Here is a 25,361-nt window from a genome sequence, read left to right on the forward strand (position 1 = left end):
CGGCGGGTGACCAGCGAGATCACCCTCTTCGTCAATCCCACCGCGGGACGCGGCCGGGGCGCGCACGCCGCGCAGCCGGCCGCTTCCGCGTTGCGGGCCGCCGGATTCTCCGTCCGCACCGTGCTCGGCGAGGACGCCGACGACGCGCTGCGCCGGGCGCGCGAGGCCGTCGATGGCGGCACCGGGGCGCTGATCACCGTCGGCGGCGACGGCATGGTCAACCTCGCGCTCCAGGCCGTCGCGGGCACCACCACCCCGCTCGGCGTCGTCGCCGCGGGCACCGGCAACGACTTCGCCCGCGCCCTCGGGCTTCCGATACGCGACCCGGCCCGCGCCGGGGAATGCGCGGCCCGGGCCCTCAAGGACGGCCGGCTCACGGACATCGACCTGGGCCGGACCGGCGACCGCTGGTTCGCCACCGTCCTCGCCTCCGGCTTCGACTCCAAGGTCAACGACCGGGGCAACCGGATGAGGTGGCCATCGGGCCGCTTCAAGTACGACCTCGCCATGCTCGCCGAACTGGCCGCGTTCAAGCCCATCCCGTACAAGATCACCCTCGACGACGGCGAGACCCGTGAGATCGATGCGACCCTCGTCGCCGTCGGCAACTCCTCCTCCTACGGAGGAGGCATGCGCATCTGCGCCGACGCCGACCTCACCGATGGACTCTTCGACGTCACCGTCGTCGGGGACTGCTCGCGCGCGACCCTCGTCAAGGTCTTCCCGCGGGTCTACAGGGGCACCCATCTCGGCCATCCCAAGGTCACCACGTACCGCGTCGCCTCGATCGGCCTCGCCGCGGACGGGATCACCGGGTACGCCGACGGGGAGCGGCTCGGACCGCTCCCGCTCACCGCGGAGTGTGTACGCGGTGCGGTACGGGTATTGGCACCCGTACCGGCGTCCGGCCGGAAGGCCGCGGCACCCGGCCTCCAATAAAGATCGCGACCTCTGTCAGAGGCGGCGGGTAGGCTCGAAGACAAGATGACAGAGGACCTCTCACCAGCCGAAGCGTACGCAGCTGCCCGGCTCCGCGCCGTCGAGCAGGCCACCGCGCTCGCACCCTTCCGTGACCTGTACGACTTCGATCTGGACCCGTTCCAGATCGAGGCGTGTCAGGCCCTCGAAGCCGGAAAGGGCGTGCTCGTCGCGGCCCCCACCGGCTCCGGCAAGACCATCGTCGGCGAGTTCGCCGTGCACTTGGCCCTGGAGCAGGGCCGCAAATGCTTCTACACCACGCCCATCAAGGCGCTGTCCAACCAGAAGTACGCCGACCTCGCGCGCCGCTACGGTGCCGACAAGGTGGGCCTGCTGACCGGCGACAACAGCGTCAACGCGGACGCGCCGGTGGTCGTCATGACCACCGAGGTGCTCCGCAACATGCTGTACGCGGGCTCCCAGGCCCTCCTCGGGCTCGGGTACGTGGTGATGGACGAGGTGCACTACCTCTCCGACCGCTTCCGCGGAGCGGTCTGGGAAGAGGTGATCATCCACCTCCCGGAGTCCGTCACCCTGGTCTCGCTGTCCGCGACCGTCTCCAACGCCGAGGAGTTCGGCGACTGGCTGGACACCGTCCGGGGCGACACCGAAGTGATCGTGTCCGAGCACCGGCCCGTGCCGCTGTGGCAGCACGTCATGGCCGGCCGCCGGATGTACGACCTCTTCGAGGAGGAGACCGACCACGGCGGCCGTGGCGTCTCCCGGCGCGAGGTCAACCCCGACCTCCTGCGCATGGCGCGCATGGAGAACCAGAAGACGTACAACCCGCGCGACCGGCGCCGCGGCAAGATGGTGCGCGAGGCGGACCGCGAGCGGGAGCGCCGCCAGCGCTCCCGGATCTGGACACCGGGCCGCCCCGAGGTCATCGAACGGCTCGACGCCGACGGCCTGTTGCCGGCCATCACCTTCATCTTCAGCCGCGCCGCCTGCGAGGCCGCCGTCCAGCAGTGCATGTACGCCGGGCTCAGGCTCAACGACGAGGAGGCGCGCCAGAAGGTCCGCGAGATCGTCGAGGAGCGCACCTCCTCCATCCCCGGCGAGGACCTGCACGTCCTCGGCTACTACGAGTGGCTCGAAGGCCTGGAGCGCGGCATCGCCGCCCACCACGCGGGGATGCTGCCCACCTTCAAGGAGGTAGTGGAGGAGCTGTTCGTACGCGGCCTGGTGAAGGCCGTGTTCGCCACCGAGACGCTCGCGCTCGGCATCAACATGCCCGCGCGCTCGGTGGTGTTGGAGAAGCTCGTCAAGTGGAACGGCGAGCAGCACGCCGACATCACTCCCGGCGAGTACACCCAGCTCACCGGGCGGGCCGGGCGGCGCGGCATCGACGTCGAGGGCCATGCCGTGGTCCTGTGGCAGCGCGGCATGGACCCGGGCGCGCTCGCGGGCCTGGCCGGCACGCGCACCTACCCGCTGCGCTCCAGCTTCAAGCCGTCGTACAACATGGCCGTCAACCTGGTCCAGCAGTTCGGCCGGCACCGCTCGCGCGAGCTGCTCGAAACCTCCTTCGCGCAGTTCCAGGCCGACAAGTCGGTCGTCGGCATCTCGCGGCAGGTCCAGCGCAACGAGGAGGGCCTGGAGGGCTACCGGGAGGGCATGCACTGCCACCTCGGGGACTTCGAGGAGTACGCGCGAATGCGGCGCGACCTCAAGGACCGCGAGACCGAACTCGCCAAGCACGGCGCCGCCCAGCGACGGGCGGCGGCCGCCGCCTCCCTGGAGAAGCTCAAGCCGGGCGACATCATCCACGTGCCGACCGGCAAGTTCGCGGGCCTGGCCCTGGTCCTCGACCCCGGCATCCCCGCGGGCCGTACCAACGGCCACCGGGGCTTCGAGCAGCACGACGGGCCGCGCCCGCTGGTGCTGACCGCCGAGCGTCAGGTCAAGCGCCTTGCCTCGATGGACTTCCCGGTGCCCGTGGAGGCCCTGGAGCGGATGCGCGTCCCGAAGTCCTTCAACGCGCGCTCGCCGCAGTCCCGCCGGGACCTGGCGTCCGCGCTGCGCACCAAGGCCGGGCACATCGTCCCCGAGCGGCACCGCAAGGCCCGCTCCGAGGCGGCGGACGACCGCGAGATCACCCGGCTGCGCACGGCCCTGCGCGCCCACCCGTGCCACGGCTGCGACGAGCGCGAGGACCACGCCCGCTGGGCCGAGCGCTACTACCGTCTCCAGCGCGACACCCAGCAGTTGGAGCGGCGCATCGAGGGGCGGACCAACACGATCGCGCGCACCTTCGACCGGATCGTGGCGCTGCTCACCGAGCTCGACTACCTGCGCGACGACGAGGTCACCGAGCACGGCAAGCGCCTGGCCCGCCTCTACGGCGAACTCGACCTGCTGGCCAGCGAATGCCTGCGCGCGGGCATCTGGGAAGGCCTGACCCCGGCCGAACTCGCTGCCTGCGTATCGGCGTTGGTGTACGAGGCCCGCCAGTCGGACGACGCCGTGGCGCCCAAGACGCCCACCGGCAAGGCCAAGGCGGCACTGGGCGAGATGGTCCGGATCTGGGGCCGGCTCGACGCGCTCGAAGAGGACCACAAGATCAACCAGGCGGAGGGCGTGGGCCAGCGCGAGCCCGACCTCGGCTTCGCCTGGGCCGCCTACCAGTGGGCCTCCGACAAGGGCCTGGACGAGGTGCTCCGCGAGGCCGACATGCCAGCGGGCGACTTCGTCCGCTGGTGCAAGCAGGTCATCGACGTCCTCGGGCAGATCGCGGCGGCGGCGCCGCGCGAGAACAGCACCGTCGCGAAGAACGCCCGCAAGGCGGTCGACGCGCTGCTGAGGGGAGTCGTGGCCTACAGCTCGGTCGGCTGAGCGGACACGGTCGGCTGAGCGGACGGTTGGCCGAGCGCGCGTGCTCGGCAGACGGTCCTCTTACGGGGCTTCACGTGCCGGGCCCGACGCGATGGACGCCTGACGCGGTGGACATGTGACGCGATGACAGGGGGAGCGGCCCCGCCGGGTTGACCGGCGGGGCCGCTCCCTTGTTGTCCTCTGCCGTCCCGTGTCGCTCGCTTGCTGCGGGCGCCAGTGCCGCTCCCGTGCTGCGGCCAGGTCGCCCGTCCGCTGTACTGCCGCCCTCCCTAAGGGAGTTGGGGCTGCCAGGGCAGGCTGCCTCCGGCGCTGTGGAAAACGGCGTGACCCTTGCGGGGGACGACGGGAGCGAGGCGGACCGGTGGATATCCACAGGGGTGGCGGGGCGTCGGGGAGTCGGGTTCCATGGACCCACGCGGGGCTGATCCACATCGGCCGACCGTACCAATGGCCGATCGGGTCGACGGCCGACCGCACCAACGGCCGGGCGTCACAGGGAGGGAGACACCTTGACCACCGCCAATGTGTCCGAGAACGTCCGAGCAACTGCTGCGCGGCGAAAGGTGGTTGCGGGCCCGCGAGGCCTGCCGTACCTGGGCAGCCTGCCCCGGTTCGGCAAGGACCCGCTCGCCTTCTTCGAACAGCTGCGGAACCGGGGCGACTTGGTGCACTGGCGGTTCGGCCGTGCGACCTCGCTGTTCGTCGCCGATCCCGAGTGCATCGGTGAGCTCCTCACCGAGATGGAGCACACCTTCGACCAGCCCGACCTCGGGGTCTCCTTCCGCACCCTGCTCGGCAACGGCGTCGTCGTGGCCGGGGGCAAGGACTGGCGCCGCAAGAGATCCCTGGTCCAGCCCTCGGTCCGGCCCAGACAGGTGCGGTCGTACGCGGCGACCATGGCCGCATGCGCGGTGGACCTCGCCGACAGCTGGGCGGACGGGCAGCGGATCGACGTGAAGCGGGAGATGTCCGCGCTCACCCAGCGGATCGCCGTCCGCACCATCTTCGGCGTCGACACCGCGGCGGACGCCGACGCCATCGGGCGGGCCATGGAGGTGGCCCAGCACGAGATCGGGGTCGAGTTCAGCGGGATCGGCGCGCTTCTGCCGGACTGGCTGCCGACCCCGGGCAGAGCCCGCATCAAGAAGGCGACCGCGGTCATCGACGCGGAGGTGGGCCGCGTCGTGGCCCGGCACCGCGCGGGCGACACCGACCGGCCGGACCTGCTCAGTCGGCTGCTGGCCGCCCAGGACGAGAGCGGGACACGTCTGTCCGACCGGGAGATACGCGACGAGACCGTCACGCTCTACATAGGCGGTCACGAGACCACGAGCAGCACGCTCGTGTGGGCCTGGCACCTCCTGTCCCGCAACCCGCGCGTGCGCGAGGCGCTGGGTGACGAACTCGACCGCGTCCTGGGCGCCACCCATGAACCCGGCCACGACGACTATGCCCAACTCGCCTACACCCAGGCCGTGGTGAAGGAGACCCTTCGGCTCTACCCGACGATCTGGCTCCTCACCGGAGTCGCGAGGGAGGGCGCGGTCCTCGGCGGCCGCGGCATCCCGGCCGGCACCCGGGTCTGGACCAGCCAGTGGGCCACCCACCGCGACGCCCGCTGGTTCCGCGATCCGGAGGCCTTCCGCCCCGAGCGCTGGGCGGAGGGGGCCGAGGAGATACCCGAATACGCCTGGTTCCCCTTCGGCGGCGGTCCCCGGGTGTGCCTGGGCACGCGCTTCGCCCTCGTGGAGGCCGTACTGATCCTGGCGGTCCTGGCACGCCGCTTCGACCTGGACGTGACCCCCCGGGACCTCACCCCGGTCCCCGGCCTGACGCTCCAGGCGAAGGGCGAGGTGTGGGCGTCGGTGCGGGGGAGGGGGTGAGCGGGGGACCGCCGCCGGCCCGAGCCGCCGCGCCGGGCTGAGAGGGCGCCACCGGCAGGCCGCGGCTAACCGGAGGTGCCGGCCAACTCCTCGGCCATCCGCACCAGTTCGGGTGTCCGAAGGACCCGGTCGCCGCAGCCCGGCACGGGAACGTGCAGGGGAGCGGTCCAGCGGGGCGGGATGCCGTGGAGGCCGTAGCGGGCGCCCGCCAGGCCACCGGTCACCGCCGCCACCGTGTCCGTGTCGCCGCCCAGGTCGATCGCGGCACTCAGCGCCCGCTCGAAGGAGTCCGTCGTACGCAGCGCCCAGAGCGCGGAGCCGAGGCAGGGCCAGACCGCACCGTTGAACTCGGTCGCGTCGGAGGGATGCCAGTCGGGAGAGAGGACCGTCGACCATCGGACGCGGTGGTCGGGATGGACGGAGGCCAGGGCGTCCGGCACCGCCGTCAGGGAGTCGGCCCCGGCCAGCGCGACACGTATCAGGTCGTGGTAGATCGCCGTGCCCTCCCAGGCGGCCGGGTCGCCATGGGTGAGCGCCGCGATGCTGCGGGCCGCGGCCATCGTCGCCGCGCGCCCGGCAGCCGCGAAGTACACCGCGCCGGTGGTGGCCCGCATCAGCGAACCGTTGCCCGCGGCACGGCGGTTGACCTGGAAATGGCGGGCGGCCGCACGGTCCCAGGGCTCGCCGTTCGTCAGGACCTCCTCGGTCTGGAGCCCTATGTCCTTGGGCTCCGAGACCGCCCAGCGCTGGAACCGCCGGAAGACATCGGCCGGTTCGAGTCCGCCGCACTCCAGGAGGGAGTCGGCGACCAGCACCGCCATCTGGGTGTCGTCGGTGGCCTCGCCCGGGTCCCAGCCGGCCCCGCCGCACATGGTGCCGACGCCGTCGGGAAACCGCCGCGCGTAGACCCCTGGCAGGCCGAACTCGAAGGGTGCGCCCAACGCGTCGCCGACGGCCGAGCCGACCACGGCCCCCGCCGCCCGCTGGGCCCGGCCCGGGGCCCCCTCGCCGGAACCCTGGCTGCCCATGCCCCTGCCCAAGACCATGCTTGTCACGATAGCCAGTGGCCCGTCGGCCCCGCGAACCAATTACCCACACCCCGGCCAGGGGGCTTCCGGCGGTTCGCCTACGATCGGAGCGCTGTCGTCCGCCCGGCGGCACTGCGGAAACGGGGGGAGATCCGTGACACAGGATCAGGACGGGGTGGTCCTCTACTGGCGCCCCATGTGCACGTACTGCATGAAGCTGCGACTGCGGCTGCTCTTCACGGGGCTGCGGTTCGTGAAGGTGAACATCTGGCGGGACCCCGAGGCGGCCGCGTTCGTGCGCTCGGTCGCGGGCGGGAACGAGACGGTGCCCACGGTGACCGTGGCCGGGCGGGCGATGGTGAACCCCTCCAAGAGGGAGCTCTTCGAGGCGGTCCGGGCCCATGCGCCCCGGTCGTTGCCGAGGGGGCGCTGAGCTACGCGCCCCGTCTTTCCGTGGTGGCGCCTGCCGTTCCGGCGGTCACCAGGCCTGATTCGTAGGCTGCGATCACCGCCTGGGCGCGGTCGCGTACGGAGAGTTTGTCGAAGATGCTGGTGATGTAGTTCTTGACCGTGGACACACTGATGTCCAGGTCGCGGGAGATGGCGGCGTTGTCGAGGCCCTTGGCCATCAGGTGCCACACCTCCACCTCGCGGGGGGTGAGTTCGGCGCCGGCGGTGAAGGAGGGACGAGGTTCGCGCGGGGCGGTCACGTACGCGGAGATCAGCCGGGTGAGCAGGCGCGGAGCCACCACGGCTTCGCCGTCGTGCACCGTGCGGATCGCCGCGCTCAGGTCCTCGGGGGAGCTGTCCTTGGGCAGGAACCCGTAAGCCCCGGCGCGCAGCGCGCCCACCACGTACTCGTCCATGTCGAAGGTGCTCAGGGCCAGGACGCGGCAGCCGGGGACGACGGAGGCGAGTTCGGCGGTGGCGGCGACCCCGTCCAGTACGGGCATCCGGATGTCCATCACCACGACGTCGGGGCGGAGCCGGCCCGCCAGAGCGACCGCCTGCGCGCCGTTCTCGGCCTCGCCCACCACCTCGAACGCCGGGTCGGGGGAGAGGATCAGGGACAGTCCGCGGCGGACCAGCGGCTGGTCGTCGGCGATCAGCACGCTGATCGCCCGCGGCCTCGCCCCGTCGTCGGGCCCGGTCATCGCAGTGCTCCCTCGGGATCGTGCTGGACGGCCGCTCCGGCCGCCTCGTCCGTGGTCAGGGGCAACTCGGCCAGTACGGCGAAGCCGCCGCCGGGGCGCGGGCCCGTGGTGAGCGTGCCGCCGTGCAGGGCGACGCGCTCGCGCATGCCGATCAGGCCGTGGCCGCCGGGACTCGGCGTCGGCGGCTCCCCGGGCGGGAAGCCTCCGCCGTCGTCGCACACCTCGACGACGATCCTGTCCTGACGGTACGTCAGGGAGAGTTCCGCGCGAGCCGCCGGTCCCGCGTGCTTGCGGGTGTTGGTGAGCGCCTCCTGGGCGACCCGGAACACGGTCAGGCCCAGGGCCGGCGGCAGGTGGCGCGGCGCACCGGTGATCGTGAACTCCGTTGGCAGTCCGGCCCGTTGGGACTCGGCAACCAGATGCGGGAGGTCGTCGGGCCCGGGCTGGGGCTGCGGCGGCGCGTGCTCCTGCTCGTCGTCGGCCCGCAGTACGTCGAGGAGTTGGCGCATCTCGCTCAGTGCGAGGCGGCCGGAGGACTCCAGGGTGACCAGGGCATCGCGGGCGACCTCGGGCCGGGCCAGGTTGGCCCGGGCGCCGCCCGCCATCAGCTGCATGGTGGTGATGTGGTGGGCCACGATGTCGTGCAACTCGCGGGCGATGCGGCGGCGTTCGTCGGCCACGGCGCGGTCCGCGAGCAGCCGCCGGTTGGCCGCCACCTCGCGCTGCCAGCGGCCCACCACGAGAGCGGTGGCGACCACGATCAAGGGGGACAGGACCGCGGAGAGGGTCGCCTGCCAGGGCGGGATCTGTCCAGTGCTCTGGGACAGGAGGGTCAGTGCCGTCGTCGCCGCGGTCGCGGCGGCCGTCACCCAGCCCGAGCAGGCCCTGGCGACCGAGTAGAGGGCCAGGACGAGGACCGCGCCGAAGTGGGTGGCGAGGGGCAGGGCGATCGAGGCGGCGGAGTCGAGCGCGAGGGTGCCGGCGAGTGCCAGTACCGGGTGGGTGCGCCGCACGAGCAGGGGCACGGCCGCGAGGGCGACGAGTAGGAACCCCACGACACTCACCCCGCGCTGCCCCACGGGGTCACTGACGAACACATAGCTGAGCAGATTGATGGCGCAGGCCCCGCCGGTGACGAGCGCCTCGTTCCGCGTCCACGGAGTCTCGGCGCCACCATCGCCGGGAGGCCGCGATCCCGCCGGTCCACAGGGGCCGCCGCGCTCGGACGGTGCCTGTCGGTCCAGGAGCGGATGCGGCCGCGCGTCCACGGGGTTCGACGGCCGGGCACTCCCGGTCTCCCCGTAGCCCGACGCGTCCATCCCCGGCTCCACCCCTCTGCTCCCATCCCTGCGCATAACCTCGTCCGCCCCCCGAGCTCTCGTCCTCCCGTTCCCCCACGACAGCCTCGCACAGGCCGCGGGGGTGTGGGACCTGCCGTGGGGGGAGGGGGAACCAGGACCGTGGTCCTGGGGTGGGTGGCGGGCGGGAGTCAGGGCCCGGGGCGGGATCATCCCTGGCCAGGACGCTGACGGGGGCTTCGCACTGATGGGCTTGGAGCTGCCGGGAACCCCCGGCCGTCCGTATCCAAGACCGTCCGCCGGAGGACCTCGTGATCCGCGCCCTGACCGGATTCTCCACCCGACATCCCTGGAAGGTGATCGCCCTGTGGGTGGTCCTCGGTGTCGCCCTCAGCGCTCTGACGCCGACCCTGTTCGCCCGCGTCACCCAGAACCAGGCGGGCGACTTCCTGCCCCGCGACTACGACTCGGCCGCCGCGCTGCACATCGCCGAGGAGCGGTTCGGGGTCGACCCCGACGCCACCACCGTCACGGTCCTGGTCGCCCGGTCGGACGGGAAGCCGCTCGATGCCGCCGACCGTGAGCGGATCAAGGGCGAGGCGGCGAGGCTGGGCGAGCGCCGGGTCACGATGCCGCGCAAGGACGACACCCCGTCGTTCATGGTCCCGGACCGCTCCCAGACGCCCCGGGTCGCCCCCGTGATGACCGCACCCGACCGCAGCTTCGAGCTGCTCGGTGCCGAGTTGACCGGCAACCCGTCGGACCCGGGGCTGCAGGACGTCTTCCGGGCGTTCCGCGACGATGCCCGGGAGCGGTTCGCCGAGGCCGGGATGCGTACCGGATTCACCGGCTCCCTCGCCGACACCGTCGACACGGCCGATGCCCACGAGCTGGCCACGAAGATCGGCGGCGCGCTCGTCACCGCGCTGATCGTCCTGCTCAACGTGCTGGTGTTCCGCAGCGTGCTCGCCGCTCTGCTTCCGCTGCTCGCCGTCGCCATGATCGGGTTCGTCGCGGCGGGAGCCGTCGCCGGGGCCGCGATGCTCACGGGGCTCAAGCTCGACGCGAGCACCCCGGCGCTCCTCAACGTGGTCCTGCTCGGCATCGGCATCGACTACCTCCTGTTCCTGCTGTTCCGCTACCGCGAGCAACTGCGGGAGCGGCCCGATCAGTTGGCCCGTGAGGCCGCGGGCCAGGTCTGCGCCCGGGTGGGCAGCGCCATCACCTCGGCCGCGCTGACGATCGTCGCCGCGTTCGCCACCCTGGGGCTGGCCACCTTCGGACAGTTCCGCTCGCTCGGCCCCGCCATCGCCGCCGCGGTCCTGGTGATGCTGCTCGGCAGCCTCACGCTCATGCCGGCGCTGCTCGCGGCCGCCGGACGCAAGATGTTCTGGCCCTCGAAGAACGCGCTGCGCCGCGAGCCGCGCGAGGGCCGGGCCGCACGGCTCGGGGTGCTGGTGGCACGCCGGCCCGTCATGATGCTGGCCGCCTCGCTCGCCCTGCTCGCCGCGCTGGCCGCCGGGCTGACCGGCATCCGCATGGACTACGGCCGGGGCGAGGCCGACAACGGGACCGCCGCCGCGGCCACCGCCACCGAGATCTCGCGGGCGCTGCCGGCCGGTGTGTCCGACCCGACGAGTGTCTTCGTCACCGCCAAGGACGGCGGCACCCTCACCGCAGGCAGGCTCGACGGCCTCGCGCAGGCGCTCACCCGGGTCAAGGGCGTGGGCAAGGTGGCCCCGACCGTCCTGAACCAGGACCGCCGCGCCGCCCGCATCGACCTCTACCCCACCGCCGACCCGCAGAGCCAGCAGGCCCGTGACCTGGCCTCGGGGCCGATCCGGGCCACGGTCGCCCGGCACACGCCCGACGGGACGACGGCCCATGTGGGCGGAACGGCCGCGATCTTCGCCGACATCGCGACGGCCGTCGACCACGATCTGAAGGTGGTGTTCCCGGTCGCCGCCGCGCTGATCGCCCTGATTCTCCTGCTGCTCCTGCGCAGTCTGCTCGCCCCGGTCGTCCTGATGCTCTCCGTCGGGCTCGGCTTCGCGGCCACCCTCGGTGCGGCCACTCTGCTCTTCCAGCACGGACTCGGCGAGCCGGGCGTCAACTTCGCCCTCCCGCTGGTGCTGTTCCTCTTCGTGGTGGCCCTCGGCACCGACTACAACATCCTGATCACCGACCGCATCCGCGAGGAGATGCGGCGGCCGGGACCGGCGCGCGCAGCCGTGGCCCGCGCGGTGCGGCACACGACTCCGGCCATCGCCTCGGCGGGCCTGGTTCTCGCCGGGTCCTTCGCCACCCTGGCCACCTCTCCGGGCAACGAACAGATGGCCTTCGCGATGGCGCTCGGCATCCTGCTGTCCGCGCTCGTCCTGTCCCTCGTCCTCGTCCCCGCCGTCGCGGCTCTCCTGGGGCGCGCCCTGTGGTGGCCGGTCCGCCCGGGAGCGGCCGGGGACGCTCGCCCCGAGTACGGCGGGCGGGCCATACCGGATCGGGAGGCGGAGCGGACGGGGGCGTACTGACCACGGCTGCGACGCGCGGCCCGAGCGTGCTGAAGCCTCCCGCCGCAGGAGTGTGGGACACCGCCAACAGGCAGCCCCCTAGCGGGGATTGCCGTTGGTGGCGAGCCGGTCGCTCATCTCCTTGTGGGCCCGTTCGGAGTTGCCGTTCTCCGGGTCGTGCTTGAGGCGCAGGTAGTCGTAGAGCACCTGCACGCACTCGTCCCGCTTCGAGTAGGAGGCGTCCGCGGCCAGTTCGAGGCCCTTGGTGACCTCCCGCAGCTTGCCGTCGGCCGCGGTGTACACCGGGTGCCAGATGAGTTTGACGGCCGGGTTGAGCGCCATCACCACACGGAGTTGGGGCACTTCCTGCGCGATCAGGACGCTGTCGGGGTTGTAGGCGCGCAGGAAGATGTGGACCGGGCCGCGCGCCCGGTTCACGAACGCCTTGGAAAGGACGTTCCACATCGGGGTCTTGAGCTTCCAGTCCTTCGTCAGGCTCAGCTTGTCGACCACGCCCCCGAAGGGGGTGGCCTCCAGCGGGGTGTGGCCCTTGGAGCGGGCGTACACACTGGTGTCGATGCCGCCGGACCACAGGGCCATCGTCGGTCGGTCGATCTCCAGATAGTCCCCGATGAGCTGCACCAGCTCCTGGTACCAGGTGTTCGACGCGCGGTGGTCCCGTTGCTCCTGGCGTTCGGTGAACTTGGCCATGGCCTCGTCGTTGAGCCGGCCCTGCTCCGCCAGGCCGCCGAGTACCAACTGCCAGGCGGCGTCCGTGACGCTGTTCGGGAACCCGGCCTCCGCCATCATGTCGCGGAACGTGCTCCACTCGCCGTGCCCGGTCGGGTCGACGGCGTTCTTCCGCGCCTCCTCGTTGGCGCCGGGGACCTCCTGGCGCTGGATCCACTGCGCCACGGCCGCGTTGCCCGCGGTCCCGTGGAGCGCGGCCGGCCCGGCGCGCTGCGCGCCCTGTCCGCCGGCGGTCGCCGTGCCCGCGGTCCCCGTCTGTCGCCGGGCCGGTGGCACGGCCCGCGGTCCGGTACCCACCGGCGGTGTCCCTGTCTCTCGCACGCTGCGCCTCCGGCTCGCCGTTCGGTCCCGAGCGCCCGACGCCAGAAGTGCCGGCCCCTGCCCGCCAGGGGTGAAAGGGCAGACGAGAGGGCAGCGGACGGCGGGCCCACCGGGCGGACCGGATCGTTGCACGGCACACCCAGACTCGCGATACATCGCGGTTGACCATCACGCGACAGTCGCGATATGTTCGGCTACGAGTATTCGGGAGCGAGGGATGTGAGGTGAGGGCGGTGGCAGTCGGGCGGCGCAAGCTCCGCAACCCCTTGGCGCTGGCCGTTCTGGTGCTGCTCGCCGAGCGTCCCTCGATGCATCCGTACGAGATCGCCCAGACTCTGCGCCAGCGCGGCAAGGAGTACAGCATCAAGATCAACTACGGCTCGCTCTACACCGTCGTCCAGAACCTCGAGAAGCATGGCTTCGTCGAGGTCGCCGACGTCGAGCGGCAGGGCAACCGCCCCGAGCGCACCCTCTACGCCCTCACCCCGACGGGCCGCGAGGAAATGCTCGACTGGATGGCGGACATCGTCTCGGTGCCCGTGCACGAGTTCCCGATCTTCGAGACCGCCCTGTCCCTCATGGGCGTACTGCCGCCCGACGAGGTCACCGCGCTGCTCACGCAACGCGTCAATACGCTGGAGGTGCAGGCCGCCGGGCTGCGGGGAGCGCTGCGGAAGCTGCGCGAGACGCTGCCCCGGTTCTTCCTCGTGGAGACCGAGTACCAACTCCACATGATCGACGCCGAGGCGGAGTGGGTGCGCGGCTTCCTCAAGGAGATGGCGGACGGCACCCTCAGCGGCATCGACGGATGGCGCAGCTGGCAGGCCACGGGCGAAGTGCCCGCGGAATGGGAGCACTTGGAGGACGAGGACCACTCCCGCGGGTAGCCCGCCGGGCCCAAGCAGTACCGGTCCCGGCCGCGCACCCGGCGTGCCGGCCCACGCGTGGGCCGTGCGGGAGACGCAGAACAGGCAGAACACGCAGGACGAGCAAGGACGAGCAAGACAGGGAAACCCCGGTACGGGCTGTTGCAGCAGCCCCCACCGGGGTTGCGACCCCGGACCCGACCCGCGCGCGGCAGGCCAGGCGATCGAAGGTGCGGCACGCCAAGGATAGCCCGGCGCTCCCCACGCGGATCGGTCCGTCATACCGACCACCCCGCTCACCCCAGGAGAGCCCCGTCATGAGTACCCGGGCGCCCGCAGTGCAGGCGCACAACCTGATCAAGACGTATCCCGGAGATGTCACCGCCCTCAACGGCATGGGCATCACCGTCGAGGCCGGCACGGTCTTCGGACTGCTCGGCCCCAACGGCGCCGGCAAGTCCACCACCGTCAAGATCCTCACCACACTCGCGCGCCCCGACAGCGGCACGGCGACCGTCGCCGGGCACGATGTGCTGCGCCATCCCGACCGGGTCAGGCGTGCGATCGGCGTCGTGGCGCAGAAGTCCGGAGCCGACCCCGTGGCCACCGGCCGCGAGAACCTGCAACTCCAGGGACGCCTGTACGGGCTGACCGGCACCGCTCTCAAGCGGCGCGTGGACGAGTTGCTCGAACGCTTCGACCTCGCGGACGCCGGCAAGCGCGTCGTGAAGGGGTACTCGGGCGGCATGCAGCGCCGCCTCGACGTGGCGCTCGGTCTGGTGCACCGGCCCGAGGTGCTCTTCCTCGACGAGCCGACCACCGGTCTCGACCCCGAGGCCCGCACCGCCATGTGGGACGAGATCGCCCGCCTCGCGGGTGACGAGGGGCTCACCATCGTGCTCACCACGCACTACCTCGAAGAGGCCGACCGGCTCGCCGAGCGGATCGCGATCGTGGACCGCGGCCGGGTCGTGGTCGAAGGTACCCCCGACGAGCTGAAGGGCGAACTCCGCGGCGACGCCGTGCATGTGGAGCTGCGCGAGGCCGTCACCGAACGCTCGCCGCTGCGCGAGGCCCTCACCGGCCTGCCCGGTGTGCACGAGGTGCTGTTCGACGGCCGCCGGGTCAGCGCACGCGCCGACGACGGCGCGGCCGCCGTGCCCGTGCTGCTCGCCGCCCTGGAGCGGGCCGGCGCCTCCGTCGCCGCCGCGACCGTGGCCCGCCCCTCCCTCGACGACGTCTACCTGCGCTATGCCGGACGCCGTTACTCCGAAGCCGAGGCGGCAGCCGAAGCCCCCGCCCTCGCCACCGCCGGAGGCACCCGATGACCAGTACCGACGTCCGGCCCGCGCCCCTGCGCTCCAACGCCCTCGCCCAGACCTGGTACATGACGCAGCGTCAACTGATGGCGATCTTCCGCCAGCCCGCCTATCTCCTGATCACCCTGGTGCAGCCGGTGATCTGGCTGTTCCTGTTCGGCAACCTCTTCAAGAAGGTCGTGCAGCTCGGCGGCTTCGGCACCACGTCCTATCTGGACTACCTCGTGCCCGGCATCGTCCTCATGAGCGCCCTCGGCTCCAGCATGTGGGCCGGCATGGGCACCCTTGAGGAGATCGAGCGCGGCACGCTCAACCGCTTCCTCACCACGCCCGTCAGCCGCGGCGCCCTGATGAACGCCAACGTCGTGCAGAACGGCATCAGCATCACCGTCCAGACCGTGATCATCCTGCTGCTCGGCAAGCTCGGCGGCGCCCACTACCCCGGCGGCTTCGGCGGTCTGGTGATCCTGGCCGTCGCCGCGATCCTGCTCGGCACGGTCTTCGGCGCCTTCTCCAACGCGCTGGGCATGCTGGTCCGCCAGCGCGAGTCGATCATCGGCATCAACACCTTCCTGCTGCTGCCGCTGACCTTCCTGTCCTCGGCGTTCATGGCGCCGTCCCAGATGCCCTCCTGGATGCGGCACATCGCCGACTTCAACCCGCTCAACTGGGGCATGGTGGCGGGCCGTTCGGCCATGGCGGCCGACCCGGACTGGTCTCTCGTGCTCGGCCGGGGCGGCGCCCTGCTCGGCCTGGCGATCGTCGCGGTGTGGCTGTCGACCCGCACGTTCCGCTCGTACCAGAAGTCGGTCTAGGGCCAACTGCCCCAGGGGCGGAGGGGGTTGCGGGGCCGCTCGCGGTCCCGGCGGCCCGCCGCCGAACGGCGAACCCCCCGGCGGGGCAGGCGCCGGGGGGTTCGCGGGTGGGGGAGCGGATCAGGCGGCCGGGGCCTCCTGCTCGCGCTCCACCTGCTCGTTCCACTCGCGCTTCGCCGCGCGCCAGGCGTCGTCGTCCTGGCCCAGGCGCCAGTAGCCCGAGATCGAGAGGCGCTCGCGCGGTACGTTGCGCTCGACCCGGAGCAGTGCGCGCAGCTCCTTCACGAAGCCCGCCTCGCCGTGCACGAACGCGTGCACATCGCCCGCGGGGAACTCCAAGTCCTTGACGGCGCCGACCAGTTGGGAGCCCACCGCGGCCTCGCCCCGGTGCAGCCAGGTCACCGCGACGCCGTCCGGGGTGCTGATCTTCTGCTCCTCCTCGGGGCCGGCCACCTCGACGAAGGCGTGCACCAGCGCACCCGCCGGCATCCGCTCCAGGGCCGCAGCGATGGCGGGCAGCGCGCTCTCGTCGCCGGCGAGCAGGTGCCAGTCGGCCGCCGGGTCCGGGGCGTAACCGCCGCCCGGGCCGAGGAAGCGGACCGTCTCGCCGGGCTGGACCCGCAGCGCCCACGGGCCCGCGAGGCCCTCGTCCCCGTGCACCACGAAGTCGACGGTCAGCTCGCCGAGTTCGGCGTCCCACGCGCGCACCGTGTAGGCGCGGGTGCTCGGCCACTGCGCGCGCGGGAACTCCGCGCGGATCCGCTCCATGTCGAAGGGCTCCGGGTAGCTCACGCCCTGCGCCGGGAACAGCAGCTTGATGTAGTGGTCGGTGTGCTCGCCGACGCCGAAGCCGGCCAGCGACTCGCCACCGAGGACGACACGAACCATGTGCGGAGTGATGCGCTCGGTGCGCACCACTCGCGCCTCGTTGATCTTCGGTGCCTTGCGAGACGGGCGTTCTGCCACTGTGCGCTCCCCTGATCCACCATTAGTTAGGATTACCTAAGTTAACACCTTCGGTGGCGGAAAGCCCGGGCGGAGTCCTGATGTGATGCGCGTCGAGTCCGGCTGGGCGGGGGGACCCGTTCGCGCGGCCTCCCCGTCAGGCGCGCAACGTGGTGAGCAGCCGGCCCGTCGCTCCGGCCAGACCCCACTGGGCCACCAGCTCTTCGAGGGTGGCCGGATCGCGTGGCTCCGTGGGCAGCACCGGGTCGAACGCGGGCAGCGCCACGTCCATCGCGACCCGCACCACCTTGGGTGCGACGTCCAGATAGTCGGCCGCCTCCAGGATCCCCCGCCGCTTGGCCGGGGTCAGCTTGGAGAAACGGTCGGCGGCGGCCGCGCGGACGCCCGCCAGGTCCCCGTACTCGTTGATCAGCTGGGCCGCGGTCTTCTCGCCGATGCCCTTGACGCCGGGCAGTCCGTCGCTGGTGTCGCCGCGCAGCGCCGCGAAGTCCGCGTACTGGTCGGGCCGCACCCCGTACTTCGTGCGGATCAGCTCGTCGTCCACCAGGTCGCAGTCGCCCACGCCCTTGCGCGGGTAGAGCACCCGCACCCCGCGCTCGTCGTCGACCAGCTGGAACAGATCGCGGTCGCCGGTGACGATGTCGACCGGGCCGGGTGCGAGGCCGGACAGGGTGCCGATGACGTCGTCCGCCTCGTAGCCGGCGACGCCGACGCGCGCGATGCCCAGCGCGTCCAGCATGTCGTCGATCACCGGGACCTGGGGGGCCAGCGTGTCCGGGGTCTCCTCCTCGTCGGGCCGCCCGGCCGGGGTCTCCTCGGCCACCCGGTGCGCCTTGTAGGAGGGGATCAGATCGACCCGCCACTGCGGCCGCCAGTCCGCGTCCATGCACGCCACCAGGTCGTCCGGGCGGTGGTCGTGGACCAGGCGGGAGATGAAGTCGAGCAGGCCGCGCACGGCGTTCACCGGCGTGCCGTCCGGCGCCCTGACGGTGTCCGGGACCCCGAAGTAGGCGCGGTAGTAGAGGGACGAGGTGTCGAGGAGCATCAGGCGTCGCGTCACACCCCGATGATGCCGCACCCCACTGACACTCACCCGCCACCCGCCACCCGCCACCCGCCGCCCGCCGGGCTCCCGGGTGCGGGCGCATCCCGCTCGTGAACAAGTGAACTGGGTCACTGTCGTGTTTGCTGCCGGTCGGATCGGGCAGGCGCGTCGCCGGAGCGGACCCAAGTATGGATTTCAACCATTTCTCGGGCTGCGGACCGAATCCGCGCCGCTCCACGGCCCGCCCGCGGGGGATGCGGGCCGTTTTCGGTTCAACCCGTGAGGTGTATGTGTCCAGGCTGCAAGCCGAGCAGCTCTACAAGGTGTTCGGCAGACGACCCGAGGAAGCCGTCCGCACGCTCGAAGGCGGCGGGGACCGCGACGAGCTGCGGGCGGACGGGACGACCGCGGCGGTGATCGACGCCTCGTTCACGGTGGAACCCGGTCAGATCTTCGTTGTCATGGGTCTCTCCGGCTCCGGAAAATCGACCCTGCTGCGCATGCTCAACGGGCTCCTGGAGCCCACCTCGGGCCGTGTCCTGTTCGATGGCCAGGACCTGACGAGCCTGCCCGCCCGTGAGCTGCGTACGGTCCGCTCCAGCAAGATCAGCATGGTCTTCCAGCACTTCGCGTTGTTCCCGCACCGCAGCGTCCTGGAGAACGCGGCGTACGGCCTTGAGGTTCAGGGCGTACCCCGGGCCGAGCGCGAGAAACGTGCCGCCGAGGCCCTGGAACTGACCGGCCTGGCCGGCTGGGGCGACTCCTGGCCCGACGAGCTGTCCGGCGGCATGCAGCAGCGCGTGGGCCTGGCCCGCGCCCTGGCCACCGACGCCGACCTGCTCCTCATGGACGAGTCGTTCAGCGCGCTGGACCCGCTGATCCGGCGCGACATGCAGGACCAGCTCCTCGAACTGCAGAAGCGCCTCAAGAAGACGATCGTCTTCATCACCCACGACCTCAACGAGGCCATGCGGCTCGGCGACAACATCGCCGTCATGCGCGACGGGCGCATAGTCCAGCTCGGCACCGCCGAGGACATCCTGCTCACGCCGGCCAACGACTACGTGGCCTCGTTCATCCAGGACGTCGACCGCTCCCGGGTCCTCACGGCGCTGTCCGTGATGACCGTGCCGGACCGCCCCGACGTGGGTGAGTGCGCCTGCGAGACCGTGCTGCCCGACACCTCCGTCGCGGACGTGTGCACGGTCGCGGCCCGCGTCCCGCACGCGGTCACCGTCAAGGACACCGACGGCGCCGTGCTCGGCGTCGTGCCGCAGGAGCGGCTCATCGCCTTCCTGGGGGACGACAAGCAGGGCCCGGTCGAATGCTCGATGAAGGAGGTGGCGACGCATGCCTAGGCTGAACCTCGGCGGCTGGGTCGACAGCGCCGTCAACTTCCTCCAGAGCCACCTCTCCTGGCTGTTCGACGCCATCACCCAGGTCGTCAACGGCATGTACGACGGCATCAACGCGGTGCTCGACGCACCGCAGCCGCTGCTCTTCGCGGGCATCCTCGCCGTGATCGCCTGGTGGCTGCGCGGCCTGTCCGCCGGTGTGCTGGCCTTCGTCGGCTTCGCGCTGATCGACTCGATCCAGCTGTGGGACGACACCATGTCGACGCTGTCGCTGGTGCTCGTCGCCGCGATCGTGACGCTGGTCGTCGCCATTCCGCTCGGCATCTGGGCGGCCCGCTCCAAGACCGTCAGCGCCGTCCTGCGGCCGGTCCTCGACTTCATGCAGACCATGCCCGCGATGGTCTACCTGATCCCCGGCATCATCTTCTTCGGCGTCGGTGTCGTCCCCGGCATCATCGCCACCATCGTCTTCTCGCTGCCCCCGGGCGTGCGCATGACGGAACTCGGCATCCGCCAGGTCGACGGCGAGCTCGTCGAGGCGGCCGAGGCGTTCGGCACCACCCCCCGCAACACGCTGATGCGGGTCCAGCTGCCGCTGGCCCTGCCCACCATCATGGCGGGCATCAACCAGGTGATCATGCTGAGCCTGTCGATGGTCGTCATCGCCGGCATGGCGGGCGGCGGTGGCCTCGGCGGCGCCGTCTACCGCGCCATCGGCAACGTCGACATCGGTCTCGGCTTCGAAGCCGGCATCTCCATCGTCGTCCTGGCCATGTACCTGGACCGGATGACCGGCGCGCTCAGCCGCCAGGTCTCGCCGCTCGGCCGGCGCGCGCTCGCCAAGGCGAAGGCCGCCGGCGGCGGTCTCAAGATCTGGAACTACCGTCCGCAGCCCGTCGTCGCGATCGTCGGCGTGGTCGTCCTCGCCGTCGTCGCGGGCAGCATGAACATGTTCGGCTCCTCCGGCTCGGACGCCGTCAGCGGCGCCAAGGACGTGGGCAAGGGCAAGAAGGTCTCGCTCGGCTACATCCCGTGGGACGAGGGCGTCGCCTCCACCTTCCTGTGGAAGGAACTCCTGGAGCGCCGCGGCTTCACCGTGGACGCCCGCCAGTACGAGGCCGGCGCGCTCTACACCGGCATGGCCGGCGGCCAGATCGACTTCGAGACCGACTCCTGGCTGCCCACCACGCACGCCCAGTACTGGGCCAAGTACAAGGACAAGCTGGAGGACATGGGCTCCTGGTACGGCCCCACCTCCCTGGAGCTCTCGGTGCCGTCCTACGTCAAGGACGTCAACTCCCTGGAAGACCTCAAGGGCAAGGGCTCCGAGTTCCAGAACCGCATCGTCGGCATCGAGCCGAGCGCCGGTGAGACGGGCATCCTGAAGGACAAGATCCTCAAGGAGTACGGCCTCGACGGCGAGTACAAGGTCGTCGACGGTTCCACGCCCGGCATGCTCGCCGAGCTGAAGCGCGCGTACGCCAAGAAGGAGCCGATCGTGGTTCCGCTCTGGTCGCCGCACTGGGCGTACAACACCTACGACCTGAAGAAGCTCAAGGACCCCAAGGGCGTCTGGGGCAAGGGCGACGGGGTGCACACCCTGGCCCGCAAGGGCTTCGCCTCCGACAACGCCGAGGTCGGCAAGTGGCTGAAGAACTTCAAGATGGACGAGAAGCAGCTCACCAGCCTTGAGGCGAAGATCCAGTCCACCGGCAAGGGCAAGGAGCAGGACGCGGTGCGTGCCTGGCTGAAGGAGAACCCGGGCCTGGCCGACAAGTGGACCCCGGTCGGCGCCTGACCGACCACCCGGGAGACCCGCTCCCACCTCCCCTTTCCGCAGCCGCGGCCGGTCTTCCGGCCGCGGCTGCGGACCGTCGTGATCCGGCCCGATCCGGTGGGGGACCCGTCGCGATCTTGGCGGGACGGTCCCCTCGGCGCCCGAAGCTGCGTAGGGTGACCTGCACGCAGCCGGTGCGTACGCGGACCGAGTGAACGGGGAGGGAGCCCGGGAGATGGACGACAAGGAAACTCTTCGGGTGGGAGTGGCGGTACGGCGCCTGCGCCGCAGCCTCGGCCTCACCCTCGCGGTGGTCGCCGAGCGCAGCGGCCTTTCGGTGCCCTTCCTCAGCCAGGTCGAGAACGAACGCGCCCGCCCCAGCGCCCGCTCCCTCCAGCGCGTGGCGGACGCCCTGAACACCACGGTCGCCGAGCTGTACGACGCCGCCGACTGCACCCGTACCGTCGACGTCGTACGGGCCGAGCCCGAGGGCGAGAACGACGGCCACGGGGTGCGTGAGCTGCTGCGCGGACACCATCAGCTGCACGCCATGGAGTTCACCGGCGAGCAGGACACCGGCCGCGAATTCCAGCACCGCAACGACGAGTTGATGTACGTGGCGGACGGCGCCGCCGAGGTCGAGGCCGAGGGCCGCGCCTACCGCCTCGAACGCGGCGACACCCTGTGCCTGTCCGGCGGGGTGCGCCACCGCTGGCGGGCGGCGCTGCCCGGCACCCGCATCCTGGTCGTGGCGGTCGCCGATCACATCGAGGCCATCGAGGAGACCCGCCACTGATGCGGGTGGTCTCCCTCGTCCCCTCGTTGACGGAGGCCATCGCGGTCAGCGGCCCGGGGCTCCTGGTGGGCGCCACCGACTGGTGCAGCCATCCGCCCGGGCTCGACGTCGTCCGCGTGAAGGGCACCAAGAACCCGGACGTGGCGCGCGTCGTCGAACTCGCCCCGGACCTGGTCGTCGCCAACGAGGAGGAGAACCGCCCCGCCGATCTGGCAGCCCTCGGCGCGGCCGGGCTCGACGTCCTGGTCACCGAGGTCCGCACGCTCCCGCAGGCCTTCACGGAGCTGGAGCGCGTTCTGGTGGAGGGCTGCGGGCTCGCCCGGCCCGACTGGCTGGACGCGGCCGAGCGGGCGTGGGCCGGGGTGCTTCCGGGGGCCGAGCGCCGGGCGGTCGTGCCGATCTGGCGGCGGCCCTGGATGGTCCTCGGCCGCGACACCTTCGCGGGCGATCTGCTGGCCCGGCTCGGCGTGCGCAACGTCTACGCCGACCATGCCGAGCGCTATCCGCGCATCGGCATCGACGAGCTGAACGCGGCGGGCGCCGATCTGGTCGTGCTGCCCGACGAGCCGTACCGCTTCACACCCGACGACGGCCCCGAGGCATTCCCCGAGCTGCCCGCCGCCCTCGTCGACGGCCGTCAACTCACGTGGTACGGCCCGTCGTTGGCGGAGGCGCCGGCCCTGCTCGGCGCGGCCCTCCGGGCCGGGGCCTGAGCGGGGCCGTCCTCCTGAGGCGGCCCCTCGGCGCGGCTACTTCTTCCCGGGGGCCGCGAGCAGCCTGCCGTCGACCAGCCCCCGTACGGTGTGGAACCCGGCCACCAGCCAGGCCGCCACCAGCAGCGCGTACAGGGCCACCGCCAGCCAGTCGAAGGCGTGCAGCCCGGTGTGCCGGGCGAGGCCCTCGGCGCCGGTGACACAGGTGCCGACGGGGAAGGTGAAGGCCCACCAGGTCATCGCGAAGCCCATGCCGCGCCGGGCCGCCCGGACCGCCATGGCCACCGCGAGCGCCAGCCACATCAGGGCGAAGCCCATCACCGGCACCCCGTACAGGACAGCGAAAGCGGCCATGCCGTGCGCGTAGGTGGCACCGATGGAGCCGCCCGCCACATCGGCCAGCTTGTTCACCGCGGTGGTGGACTGGCCCAGGGGGCCGAGCACCAGGAACAGGGTGGGGGTGAGGAACAGGGGCAGCGCGCCCCGGTGGATCAGGCGCGAGAACACCACCGGCAGGATCACCAGGGTGGCGAGCAGGCTCATGCCGAACATCGCGTACGAGCCGAGCAGCATGGCCTCGCGGGCCTGGCCGGCCGGCAGGTGGGGCACGAGCAGGGGGCCGAGCGTGGCGGAGACCATCGGCGCGACCACGGGCAGCAGCCACACGGGGGAGGCGCTGCCGGGTGCCACGTCGTGCCGGACGACCATCAGATACGGCACGGCCACCGCGGCCACCAGGCCGATCAGGGTGCCGGCGCCGTACAGCACCCACGCGAGCGGCACGGCCGCGGCCTCGCCGATCACGTCGGCGCCGACGGACAGCGAGCCGATGCCGACGGCCAGGAACGCCATCGACAGACAGCCGTAGAAGGGCGCGACGGCGGGGTCGAGGAGATGGGCGCGGGCCTGGTCGCGGTGGTGCAGCCAGTGCCCGGCGCGGGCCACGAGCAGCACGGCGAGCATGGCCAGCGAGAGCGCCCAGACCACCGGGAGGCCCGGGATGTGGAACGGCAGCCCCGCGCCCGCGTTCGCGATGATCGCGGTACCCATCACCGCGGCGTACCAGTTCGGGCCGAGGTGGCGGAGGGCGGGGCGGCGCCGGGCGGCGACGGTGGATCGGGTGCGGGGGCGCGGTTGCGCGACGGTGGCCATGAATCCAGCTTCTGCCCGGCACCGGCCCCCCGCCACGCCTCCCGTGGCTATGAGCCCATAAACTGGGCTTATGAGCATGAACGGCCCCGAAGGCGCCGCCCCCCTCGCCCACCGGGTCCCCGACCTGGGGGCGATGGAGCTGCTGCTCGCGGTCGCCCGGCACGGCAGCCTCGGGCGGGCCGCCCGTGACCTCGGCATCACCCAGCCCGCGGCGAGCAGCCGGGTCCGCTCGATGGAGCGGCTCCTCGGTGTGGCCCTCGTCGACCGCTCGCCGCGCGGCTCCAGGCTCACCGCGGAGGGCGTCCTGGTCACGGACTGGGCGCGGCGGGTCGTGGAGGCGGCCGAGGCGTTCGACGCGGGAGCGCAGGCGCTGCGCGGCCGCCGGGACTCGCGGCTGCGGGTCGCCGCGAGCATGACCATCGCCGAGTATCTGCTGCCGGGCTGGCTGATCGCGCTGCGCGCGGAACGCCCCGGCACCGCCGTGTCCCTCAGTGCCGGGAACTCGGCGGTGGTCGCGGAGCGGCTGCTCGCCGACGAGGCCGACCTCGGCTTCGTCGAGGGGCTCGGGGTGCCCGTCGGTCTCGACTCGGCGGTGATCGGCCACGACCGGCTCGTCGTGGTCACGGCCCCCTCGCACCCGTGGGCGCGCCGGAGCAGGCCGCTGCTTCCCGCGGAGCTGGCCGCCACTGCGCTCATCTCGCGCGAGCGCGGCTCGGGCACCCGGCAGGTCCTGGACGCGGCCCTCGCCGCGCACGGCGGGCTCGCCGAGCCCCTCATCGAACTCGCCTCCACCACCGCGGTGAAGGCCGCCGTCGTCAGCGGAGCGGGCCCGACCGTGCTCAGCGAGCTCGCACTCGGCGAGGAACTGGCGGCCCGCCGCCTGGTGCAGATCCCGGTCGAGGGCGTACGGCTGCGGCGCGATCTGCGTGCCGTGTGGCGGCAGGGCCCGCTGCCGGCGGGCCCCGCCCGAGATCTGCTCTCGCTGACCCGCCCCACCTGACGAACCGTCAGGCGAGCACCAGGCGGAAGCCGTTGACGCTCCGCTCGGCTCGGGCCAGGCGCTGCTCGATGGTGTGCCGGACCACCGGCCACTCCTCGTCGAGGACCGAGTAGAACGCCGTCCCGCGCACCAGCCCGTCCAGGCCCCGCGTATGCACCCGGCGCACCCCTTCGGACACCGCGCCGAGCCGTTCGATCGCGGCCCGCGAGCGGGCGTTGCGGGCATCGGCGCGCAGCGAGATCCGCCGCACCCGCCAGGTGTCGAAGGCGTGCTGGAACATCAGGAGCTTGGCCTCGGAGTTGATGCCGGTGCCCTGGGCGTGCGCGGAGAGCCAGGTGCCGCCGATCTCGGCGGCGTCCGGAACCGCGTCCGCGGCGCCGGTCAGCGGGCCGCGCGGGGCCGGCGGCCACACCACGGGTCCGTCCCAGTAGTCGAGTTCGCAGAACCGGGTCGAGCCCACGACGAGGCCGTCCGCGGCCCGTACGGTCGCGAACGCCAGGCTGCGGCCGGCCTCCTGGTCGGCCATCGCGCTGTGGACGTAGGCGTACGCCGCGTCCAGGCCGTGCGGCACCGGTGTGAAGGCGTACGAGGTCCGGTCGGCCGCTGCGGCGGCGGCCAGGGCCGGGGCGTGGGTGGGGCTGAGCGGTTCGAGCCGTACGGAACGGCCCGACAGGATGACGGGTGCGGGCACGGGGCCTTCGGTCCTTCGGGGCGTGGCGGAGCTTCCCCACCTGTGGGCGGGGCGAGCGGGGACACGGAGGAACACATGGTCAGGATGTGTCCGTGAAATGGCCAGGGAAGGA

Annotated in this window: 21 protein-coding genes; 13 read left to right on the forward strand and 8 right to left on the reverse strand. The window is 72.1% G+C overall.

The genetic code is table 11. The annotated features are described in order from the left end of the window. Positions 1-6: 6 nt before the first annotated feature. From IE267_RS29145 to IE267_RS29155, 3 genes are all read left to right on the forward strand, one after another. Entirely contained in the window at positions 7-939 is a 933-nt protein-coding gene (locus IE267_RS29145) for a diacylglycerol kinase (RefSeq protein ID WP_189765277.1), read from the forward strand. A gap of 45 nt (positions 940-984) precedes the next feature. Beyond that, positions 985-3,813, forward strand: a complete 2,829-nt coding sequence (locus tag IE267_RS29150; RefSeq protein ID WP_189765279.1) for a DEAD/DEAH box helicase — start codon at positions 985-987, stop codon at positions 3,811-3,813. A 509-nt stretch (positions 3,814-4,322) separates the two neighbouring features. Then, positions 4,323-5,696: a cytochrome P450 gene (locus tag IE267_RS29155; protein ID WP_229861479.1), complete on the forward strand. Its 1,374-nt coding sequence runs from the start codon at positions 4,323-4,325 to the stop codon at positions 5,694-5,696. Between the two features lie 65 nt (positions 5,697-5,761). On the opposite strand, the gene IE267_RS29160 is transcribed toward IE267_RS29155, so the two are convergent. Next, entirely contained in the window at positions 5,762-6,742 is a 981-nt protein-coding gene (locus IE267_RS29160; protein WP_373304606.1) for an ADP-ribosylglycohydrolase family protein, read from the reverse strand. A 136-nt stretch (positions 6,743-6,878) separates the two neighbouring features. On the opposite strand from IE267_RS29160, the gene IE267_RS29165 reads away from it, so the two are divergent. Beyond that, on the forward strand, positions 6,879-7,157 hold the full coding sequence (locus IE267_RS29165) for a glutaredoxin domain-containing protein (RefSeq protein WP_229861480.1): 279 nt from the start codon (positions 6,879-6,881) through the stop codon (positions 7,155-7,157). 1 nt (position 7,158) lies between these two features. Here IE267_RS29165 and IE267_RS29170 read toward each other — a convergent pair whose 3' ends face one another. Together IE267_RS29170 and IE267_RS29175 are read right to left on the reverse strand one after the other, a co-directional pair. Next, a complete protein-coding gene (locus IE267_RS29170) occupies positions 7,159-7,878 on the reverse strand; it encodes a response regulator (protein WP_189765280.1) in 720 nt (239 codons plus the stop codon). Further along, entirely contained in the window at positions 7,875-9,197 is a 1,323-nt protein-coding gene (locus IE267_RS29175; protein ID WP_189765282.1) for a sensor histidine kinase, read from the reverse strand. Before IE267_RS29175 ends, IE267_RS29170 begins: the two co-directional genes overlap by 4 nt. Positions 9,198-9,487: 290 nt before the next feature. Here IE267_RS29175 and IE267_RS29180 point away from each other — a divergent pair, with 290 nt between their 5' ends. After that, the gene (locus IE267_RS29180) at positions 9,488-11,704 is read left to right on the forward strand and encodes an MMPL family transporter (protein ID WP_189765284.1); all 2,217 of its coding nucleotides are present in this window, start codon (positions 9,488-9,490) and stop codon (positions 11,702-11,704) included. A 78-nt stretch (positions 11,705-11,782) separates the two neighbouring features. On the opposite strand, the gene IE267_RS29185 is transcribed toward IE267_RS29180, so the two are convergent. Then, entirely contained in the window at positions 11,783-12,730 is a 948-nt protein-coding gene (locus tag IE267_RS29185) for a hypothetical protein (protein ID WP_189765286.1), read from the reverse strand. A gap of 257 nt (positions 12,731-12,987) precedes the next feature. On the opposite strand from IE267_RS29185, the gene IE267_RS29190 reads away from it, so the two are divergent. The 3 genes from IE267_RS29190 (at position 12,988) to IE267_RS29200 (ending at position 15,754) form a co-directional block, all read left to right on the forward strand. Beyond that, positions 12,988-13,641, forward strand: coding sequence for a PadR family transcriptional regulator (locus tag IE267_RS29190; RefSeq protein WP_167154691.1), 654 nt, complete (start codon positions 12,988-12,990; stop codon positions 13,639-13,641). Between the two features lie 296 nt (positions 13,642-13,937). Continuing rightward, on the forward strand, positions 13,938-14,948 hold the full coding sequence (locus IE267_RS29195; protein WP_167154709.1) for an ATP-binding cassette domain-containing protein: 1,011 nt from the start codon (positions 13,938-13,940) through the stop codon (positions 14,946-14,948). Next, entirely contained in the window at positions 14,945-15,754 is an 810-nt protein-coding gene (locus IE267_RS29200) for an ABC transporter permease (protein ID WP_189765287.1), read from the forward strand. The genes IE267_RS29195 and IE267_RS29200 overlap by 4 nt, the downstream gene beginning before the upstream one ends. Before the next feature lie 120 nt (positions 15,755-15,874). Here IE267_RS29200 and IE267_RS29205 read toward each other — a convergent pair whose 3' ends face one another. Beyond that, positions 15,875-16,720: a siderophore-interacting protein gene (locus IE267_RS29205; protein ID WP_189765289.1), complete on the reverse strand. Its 846-nt coding sequence runs from the start codon at positions 16,718-16,720 to the stop codon at positions 15,875-15,877. Positions 16,721-16,856: 136 nt separating this feature from the next. Further along, a complete protein-coding gene (locus IE267_RS29210) occupies positions 16,857-17,765 on the reverse strand; it encodes a 5'-3' exonuclease (protein ID WP_167156408.1) in 909 nt (302 codons plus the stop codon). A gap of 254 nt (positions 17,766-18,019) precedes the next feature. Between IE267_RS29210 and IE267_RS29215 the strand changes: the two genes are divergently transcribed. The 4 genes from IE267_RS29215 to IE267_RS29230 all read left to right on the forward strand — a co-directional run bounded on the left by IE267_RS29215 (position 18,020) and on the right by IE267_RS29230 (position 22,406). After that, the gene (locus IE267_RS29215) at positions 18,020-19,123 is read left to right on the forward strand and encodes a quaternary amine ABC transporter ATP-binding protein (RefSeq protein ID WP_167156410.1); all 1,104 of its coding nucleotides are present in this window, start codon (positions 18,020-18,022) and stop codon (positions 19,121-19,123) included. Further along, entirely contained in the window at positions 19,116-20,918 is a 1,803-nt protein-coding gene (locus IE267_RS29220) for an ABC transporter permease/substrate binding protein (protein ID WP_189765291.1), read from the forward strand. Before IE267_RS29215 ends, IE267_RS29220 begins: the two co-directional genes overlap by 8 nt. Before the next feature lie 214 nt (positions 20,919-21,132). Further along, positions 21,133-21,693 carry a helix-turn-helix domain-containing protein gene (locus IE267_RS29225; protein WP_161248580.1) on the forward strand — a complete coding sequence of 187 codons (561 nt, stop codon included), beginning with the start codon at positions 21,133-21,135 and terminating at the stop codon, positions 21,691-21,693. Continuing rightward, positions 21,693-22,406 (forward strand): helical backbone metal receptor, encoded by a 714-nt coding sequence (locus IE267_RS29230; RefSeq protein ID WP_189765293.1) that lies wholly within the window; start codon positions 21,693-21,695, stop codon positions 22,404-22,406. The genes IE267_RS29225 and IE267_RS29230 overlap by 1 nt, the downstream gene beginning before the upstream one ends. 36 nt (positions 22,407-22,442) lie before the next feature. On the opposite strand, the gene IE267_RS29235 is transcribed toward IE267_RS29230, so the two are convergent. Continuing rightward, entirely contained in the window at positions 22,443-23,558 is a 1,116-nt protein-coding gene (locus tag IE267_RS29235) for a TDT family transporter (RefSeq protein ID WP_189765294.1), read from the reverse strand. A gap of 70 nt (positions 23,559-23,628) precedes the next feature. Here IE267_RS29235 and IE267_RS29240 point away from each other — a divergent pair, with 70 nt between their 5' ends. After that, positions 23,629-24,558, forward strand: a complete 930-nt coding sequence (locus tag IE267_RS29240) for a LysR family transcriptional regulator (RefSeq protein ID WP_229861481.1) — start codon at positions 23,629-23,631, stop codon at positions 24,556-24,558. Between the two features lie 7 nt (positions 24,559-24,565). Here IE267_RS29240 and IE267_RS29245 read toward each other — a convergent pair whose 3' ends face one another. Continuing rightward, positions 24,566-25,249, reverse strand: a complete 684-nt coding sequence (locus IE267_RS29245) for a GNAT family N-acetyltransferase (protein WP_189765295.1) — start codon at positions 25,247-25,249, stop codon at positions 24,566-24,568. Positions 25,250-25,361 lie beyond the last annotated feature (112 nt).

The organism is Streptomyces xanthochromogenes, assembly GCF_014650455.1.
GTDB lineage: Bacteria > Actinomycetota > Actinomycetes > Streptomycetales > Streptomycetaceae > Streptomyces > Streptomyces xanthochromogenes.